Below are 5,042 nucleotides of genomic sequence, written 5' to 3'. Positions count from 1 at the left end.
GGTTCGGACGGGCCGGGCCCGGGGGAGTGGAGCTGCGGGGCTGTGGGGCCGGCCGGGGTCAGCGGGCGGGCGAGGCGGCGTCCACGGCCTCGACCGCCTTGACCAGCGAGACCAGCTCGGGGTTGCGGGCGGCCTCGTCGAGCGCCTCGCGCAGCGCGGCGTCGTTGGTCGGCCGGGCCTGCTCCAGGAGCTTCAGGCCGTCCTCGCTCACGTTGGTGTAGATGCCGCGGCGGTCGGTCGGACACAGGTAGCGCGACAGCAGTCCGCGGTCCTCCAGCCGGGTGACCAGGCGGGTGGTGGCGCTCTGGCTGAGCACGACCGCGTCGGCGACCTGCTTCATCTGCAGGTGTCCGCCCACGTCGTCGTGCTGGCGGCTGAGCACGTCGAGCAGGGAGTACTCCCGCACGCTCAGGTCGTGCTTGGCCTGCAGGGCGCGCTCGATGTGGGACTCGATCCTGCCGTGCAGGAGGGACAGGGCGCCCCAACCGTTGGCGAGGGCGGTGAGCGCGGGGTCCGTGGCGGTCATGGGGCCTGGCCTCCTTCCAGATGTGGTCGGCTCCAGGATAAACCATGAACAGAAATATCGGCTAGGGCCTGTATAGCGCTCATGCAACTAATTGGGCCGCGCGGACCCGGGGGTGCGCGGGCGCGCGAGGTGCGGGCCGGTGCCCAGTACCCGCAAGGGTTTGGCGCAAATGGTTCAGACCATTGACGGGAGGGGAAAGCAGATCCTACGGTGTCGGGCAACCGGTCTGGCGCGGGCATGCCATGTCTCGGGCAGGCCGCCGTACGCACCCCCACGCGTACGCGCACGCCCCGCGCCGGGCGCACACTCCATCCACCCCCACGGAGGAGCACCATGCGCAAGCGCCACCTGATCGCCGCCGCCGCGGCCGCGATCGTCCTGCCGATCGCGGCGGCCCTGCCGGCCGAGTCGCACGGCTTCATCAACCTGCCGCCGAGCCGTTCCGCGCTCTGCGGCGCCGACGCCGTCCCGTGGGACTGCGGCGACATCCAGTGGGAGCCGCAGAGCGTCGAGGGCCCCAAGGGCTTCCCGAGCCGCGGCCCGGCGGACGGCACCATCTGCGCCGGCGGCGACGGCCGCTGGGCCCCGCTGGACAACCCCCGGGGCGGCGCCTGGCCGACCACCAAGGTGACGGCGGGCCAGCAGCTCACCTTCACCTGGGAGATCGAGGCCCGGCACGCCACCACGAACTTCAAGTACTACCTGACCAAGCCCGGCTACAGCGCGAGCCAGCCGATCACCCGGGCCGCCCTGGACCTGACCCCGTTCCTGACCGTCCCCTACAACGGCCGCCAGCCCGCCGCCACCACCACCCACACCGCGACCCTGCCCACCGGCCGCACCGGCCACCACGTGGTCGTCGCGGTCTGGGAGATCGCCGACACCGCCAACGCCTTCTACTCCTGCACCGACGTCCAGTTCTGACGGTCCCGGCCGTCGCGCCCGCCGGCACCCCGGTGCCGGCGGGCCGCCGCCCGTCCCGCAGACCCCCTTCCCGGGGCCGTGACCGCGCGCCGCGAAAGCCGCATCTGGGTACATTGACGACATTTGGCAGCAGTGCCCAGTGCCAGGCCCCGCGCGTCACGACAGAAGGCCGACCGCGCCTTCGGAAAGGGTCTCCATGCGCCCCGACCTCAGCCCCGCCGTCCTCGCCGAACTGCGCCGACCGCGGCCCTACCCGGCGGTGTCGATCCTGATGCCCACCCACCGCCGGGAACCGGACAACGCCCAGGACCCGGTCCGGCTGCGCAACCTGGTCGCCGAGGCGAAGGAGCGCGTCCAGGCCGACCCGAAGGTCTCCCGCGCCGCCCGGATCGCCGTGCTGGAGCAGCTCGACCGGGCCCTCGCGGAGGTCGACCTGGTGCACGCCGAGGACGGCCTGGCGCTCTTCGCCGCGCCCGGCGAGCACCAGGTCTGGTCACTCGGGCGCACCGCCCCCGCCCGGGTGGTCCTCTCCGACACCTACCTCACCCGCAACCTGGTCGCCGCGCAGGCCGCCGAGCGCCCGTTCTGGGTGCTCGCCGTCGCCGCCGACAAGGTGGTGCTGTGGGGCGGCATCGAGGACCGGGTCGTCGAGGACCGGGCGCACGGCTTCCCGCTGGTGCGCGTCTTCGACAACCCCGACCCCGAGCGCCAGGAGCAGATCGGCGACACCCCCAGCACCTTCCGCGACGAGGCGACCAAGACCTTCCTGCGCCAGGCCGACACCGAGGTCGGCAAGCTGCTGGCCGCCGCCCCCCGCCCGCTGTACGTGGTCGGCGAGGCCGCCGCGCTCGCCCTGCTGGACGCCGTCGGCCCGATCGCCAAGGAGGCCGCCGCGCAGATCCCGCACGGCGGCCTGGCCCAGGCCGACGCCGAGACCGTCCGCAAGGTGGTCGAGCCGGCCGTGCGCGCCCGCGCCGAGCAGGAGGTCGCCGAGCACCTCGCCCAGCTCGACAAGGCCCGCGGCGCCCAGCAGTTCGCGGCCGGCCTGGACGAGGTCTGGCAGGCCGTCGGCCAGGGCCGCACCGCCCGCCTGGTGGTCGAGGAGAACTTCCGCGCCACCGTGCGCGACGACGGCGAGCACCTGGTGCCCGCCGAGGCCGGCCGGGACGGGGCCCGCGAGGACATCGTCGACGAGGTGGTCGAGCGCACCCTGGACACCGGCGGCGCGGTCGGCTTCGTCCCCGACGGCACCCTCGCCGAGAGCGGCCGGATCGCCGCCGTCCTGCGCTACTGACCCGCCCTCAGCCCGGCGCCGCCCGGCCCCGGTTCCGGCCCGGCCCCGACTCCCGGGGCCGGGCCGTCGCGCAGGGCGACCGCCCGGGCCGTCCGCCGCCTCTACCCGTACGGCAACGAACCGGCCAGTCGGCGCACGGAATCCGCCAGTTTCGCGAACCGCACGCGCAATGGTCACGCACGGTTCCCGGTGTCGTGGGGCCCGGTTCGGCCGTCCTCCCTAGCCTGCCGCCATGACACAGAGTCACCGCCCCCGCGCGGGCCGCCGCACCGGCCTGCTCGCCGCCGCCGTCGCCGCCTCGCTCGGCCTCACCGCCGTCGCCCTGACCGCCCCCAGCGCCGTCTCCGCCGAACCCGCCGCCGCCGCGGCCGGCGCCGCCCCGGCCGGCGGCGAGGTCGTCCTCGACGAGCACTTCTCCGCCCCCGCCCTGCCGGCCGGCTTCGCCGCCGTCGAGGGCGACTGGAAGGTCGAGGGCGGCCGCCTGGTCGGCACCTCCGCCAACTCCGGCCAGCAGAGCCGGATCACCTTCGGCCGCCACCTGGACGACTTCCGCATCGAGGCCACCGCCCGCTTCGAGACCGTCCAGGACGGCGCCCGCTGGACCGCCCTGGGCCTGGACGTCCCCGCCTCCGGCGCCACCCCCTGGTCGATCGCCACGATGCGCACCGGCACCACCGCCGCCAACGGCCTCGAATTCGCCCAGCGCACCCCCGCCAACGCCTGGAACGTCACCGACACCGCCGCCGCCCCCACCGCCGCCGGCACCGGCCGCGACGTGCGCATCGCCGTCGAGGTCCACGGCACCACCGCCCGCTGGATCCTCGACGGCAAGGAGGCCCTGCGCACCACCCGGGTCGCCCGCACCGCCGACGGCGGCCAGGCCCTCGTCGTCAACGGCGCCAAGGTCTCCTTCGACGACCTCAAGGTCACCGCCCTCGCCCCCGCTGGCCGGCTGCGCCCGGCCGGCGCGCCGCTGACCGTCTTCGCCCACCGCGGCGCCTCCTCCGCGGCCCCCGAGAACACCCTGGTCTCCGACGAGGTCGCCCGCCGCGCCGGCACCGAGTGGATCGAGAACGACGTCCAGCCCAGCAAGGACGGCGTCCCCTACGTCCTGCACGACGACACCGTCGACCGCACCACCGACGGCAAGGGCCGCATCCGCGACCTGACCGCCGCCCAGCTCGACACCCTGGACGCCGGCTCCTGGTTCGGCCCCGCCTACGCCGGTGCCCGCATCCCCACCCTGGCCGCCCAGCTGGAGGACCTGCGCACCCGCGGCGGCAGCCTGCTGCTGGAGATCAAGGGCCCGCACAGCCGCGACGAGGTCGCCCGGATCGTCCAGGAGGTGCGCGACCACCGGATGACCGGCCGGGTCTTCGTCCAGAGCTTCGAGGTCGACGCCCTCAAGCACACCCGCGAACTGGCCCCCGAACTGCCGCTCGGCCTGCTGCGCGGCACCCTCGACGCCGACCCGGTGGCCGTCGCCCGCGACCTCGGCCTCGCCGCCTACAACCCCTCCGACGGCGCCCTCGCCGCGCGCCCGGCCGTGGTCAGGGACCTGCACGCCGCCGGCGTCGCGGTCAACGTCTGGACGGTCGACACGGCCGCCCGCTGGAAGGCCCTGGAGGCCGCCGGCGTCGACGGCGTCATCACCAACCGCCCGGCGGAGCTGGCCGGTTGGAACAGCGCCTGGCTCCAGGGCGGCACCCCCGTCCAGCCCGCCGCGCCCACCGTGGCGATCACCTCCCCGGCCGCCGGCGCCGCCCTGGACCGCGCCCAGCAGCCGGTGACCGCCGTCCAGTCCACCGGCGCCGACACCGTCCGCCTCACCCTGGACGGCAGGGAGCTGGCGCCCGGCACCGCCCTGGACACCACCGCCCTCGCCCTCGGCCGGCACACCCTGCGCGCCGAGGCCACCGGCCCCGGCGGCCGCGCCGAGACCACCGCCGAGTTCACCCTCGCCGCCACCCCCACCGGCCTGGCCGCCCTGGTGCTCACCTCCGGCGCCGACCGCAACGCCGTCGCCACCCTGACCGTGATGCTCGGCCAGGGCCAGTACCAGCCGCTCGCCCACTGGGCCGAGAACCAGGCCGGGCGCAGCGTCCCGGCGGACCGGGCCGCCCTGATCGCCGCCGACGCCCGCACCCTGGACACCGCCGCCGCCCACGGCTGACACCTCCGCCGGGCCTTTCGGCAGGCCCGCGGCCCCGTACCGTCCGGCGGCGGTGGGGGGGCGCGGCGGGTGCCGCGGGGGGCCCCCCAGCACGCGGGCGCGCCCCCCCCCCGGGCGGGGGGCGC

Annotated in this window: 4 protein-coding genes; 3 read left to right on the top strand and 1 reads right to left on the bottom strand. The window is 75.9% G+C overall.

Going from position 1 to position 5,042, the window contains the following annotated elements; all coding sequences use genetic code 11:
• Positions 1–58: 58 nt before the first annotated feature.
• Positions 59–526, bottom strand: a complete 468-nt coding sequence (locus ABZW03_RS37130; protein WP_355268730.1) for a MarR family transcriptional regulator — start codon at positions 524–526, stop codon at positions 59–61.
• Between the two features lie 333 nt (positions 527–859).
• Between ABZW03_RS37130 and ABZW03_RS37125 the strand changes: the two genes are divergently transcribed.
• The 3 genes from ABZW03_RS37125 to ABZW03_RS37115 all read left to right on the top strand — a co-directional run bounded on the left by ABZW03_RS37125 (position 860) and on the right by ABZW03_RS37115 (position 4,917).
• On the top strand, positions 860–1,450 hold the full coding sequence (locus ABZW03_RS37125) for a lytic polysaccharide monooxygenase (protein ID WP_355268728.1): 591 nt from the start codon (positions 860–862) through the stop codon (positions 1,448–1,450).
• A gap of 196 nt (positions 1,451–1,646) precedes the next feature.
• The gene (locus ABZW03_RS37120) at positions 1,647–2,744 is read left to right on the top strand and encodes a chemotaxis protein (RefSeq protein WP_355268726.1); all 1,098 of its coding nucleotides are present in this window, start codon (positions 1,647–1,649) and stop codon (positions 2,742–2,744) included.
• A 232-nt stretch (positions 2,745–2,976) separates the two neighbouring features.
• Positions 2,977–4,917, top strand: coding sequence for a glycerophosphodiester phosphodiesterase family protein (locus ABZW03_RS37115; RefSeq protein ID WP_355268725.1), 1,941 nt, complete (start codon positions 2,977–2,979; stop codon positions 4,915–4,917).
• Positions 4,918–5,042: the final 125 nt, after the last annotated feature.

Origin of the sequence: Kitasatospora sp. NPDC004799 (genome assembly GCF_040609095.1) — a bacterium.
Classification (GTDB): Bacteria; Actinomycetota; Actinomycetes; order Streptomycetales; family Streptomycetaceae; genus Kitasatospora.
The sequence above is the reverse complement of the archived record's forward strand: the minus strand, read 5'-3'. Positions and strand labels throughout refer to the sequence as shown.